Raw genomic sequence first — 1,742 nt, 5'->3', positions numbered from 1 at the left:
AAAAAAGTAACACGGGAGTGGAATAGCGAGACAGTCTTGCAGGAGGGAAACCCTCCGCAGAGAACTGTCTCAAGACGGCTCTCTCAGCAATTCTCATTTTGGCGATCGCGCTCTGGAATTGGCGATGGTGAACTAGAAATAGCGATCGCTTCGGGGAAGTATTCGATTAAATTATAAATATAGGTCAGTAGATTCTGTACTACATGAAGAAAAAAGCTGTTACTATCGAAGCCTCACAGTTAATCGGATTTTTAGACCAAGAATTAAAGGAATTACCAGATAATCGAAAAGGAGATAATAAGAAATATACGGTCAACCATGCATTGAAAGCAGGTTTTTCTGTATTTTTTACTCAATCGCCTTCTTTTTTACAACATCAACGTTTGATGAAGCCAAAAAAAGGTAAAGATAATGCTGAAAGTTTATTTGGTTTATCAGAAATACCTTGTGATAACCAAATTAGAAATTTATTAGAGCCAATTCCAGCTACAACAGTATTTGGGGCATTTAAAAGTGCTTATCCTCCTTCGAGGACGTAGTAAATGGTTAGAAACTAATCGGGTAATAGAAGAGTTTAAGTATTTGGATAATCAATTATTACTGGCATTAGATGGAACAGAATACTATAGTTCAAAAAAAATTAATTGTCCTCATTGTAATTGTCGAAAGCATAGAAATGGTTCAGTAACTTATTATCATCAAGCAGTCACGCCAGTAATTGTATCGCCCATAAAAAAGCAAGTAATTAATTTCCCTCCAGAATTCATCAAAAAACAAGATGGAAAAACCAAACAAGATTGTGAAAATGCAGCAGTAAAAAGGTGGCTATTAAGAAATCCAGTAGGTCAAGAAAATAATCAAATAACATTATTGGGAGATGACCTTTATTCTCGTCAACCAATATGTGAGTTAGCTCTCGAACAAGAATACAATTTTATTTTTGTAGCCCAACCATCATCACATAAAAGTTTATATGAATGGATAGATTTTTCAGAAAAAAACGGAGAAATGAAAATTGGAGAAATCAAAAAATATGAAAAAGGTAAAAGAAGGATTTATCGATATAGATATGTCAATAATGTTCCCATGCGAGAAAGTGAACCAAGTTTAATGGTGAATTGGTATGAAGTAGAAATCTTCGCTCCCGCCAAAAATAAAGTGATTTATAAGAATAGTTTTATCACCAATCATGAATTAAATGAGTCGAATATATTCAAAATGATTGTCAGTGGAAGAACTAGATGGAAAGTTGAAAATGAAAGTAATAATATTCTGAAAAATCAAGGATATAACTTAGAACATAATTTTGGTCATGGACAAGAGAATTTGTCGGAAATCTTATTATCTTTAAATCTTCTAGCTTTTTTGTTTCATAATGTCTTAGATTTAGTCAATAGTATGTATCAAAAAGTCCGAGAAAGCTTAGGTACAAGAAAGAGATTTTTTAATGATATTAGGGCTTTGTTGAACTATATATGGTTTCAGAGTTGGAATGATTTATTTATATTTATTTTAACAGAAGGAGAGTCAAGAGAGCCAGTTAATACAAGTTAAAAACCGAAGAAAAAAAGTTAAAAATCAGTAGAAAAATTAGTAGAAAATCCCACATTAATCTCAAAAAATCCCCCTAATTTTCATTAATCAGGATAATTAGGATGGTTTTTCTGGCTCATTTTCTCGAAGCCTTTATGTAATACAAAAACTCAAGAGCTTAAATGAGAAATAAAAGAGCAAAATTCAAT

General features: G+C 32.1%; 1 pseudogene. It reads left to right on the top strand.

Annotated elements, in window-relative coordinates:
* Positions 1-203 precede the first annotated feature (203 nt).
* Positions 204-1,554: pseudogene (locus H1P_RS35425) on the top strand (ISNCY family transposase).
* Positions 1,555-1,742 lie beyond the last annotated feature (188 nt).

This window comes from Hyella patelloides LEGE 07179, assembly GCF_900659865.1.
GTDB lineage: Bacteria > Cyanobacteriota > Cyanobacteriia > Cyanobacteriales > Xenococcaceae > Hyella > Hyella patelloides.
This window is presented reverse-complemented; position numbering and strand designations above follow the sequence as displayed.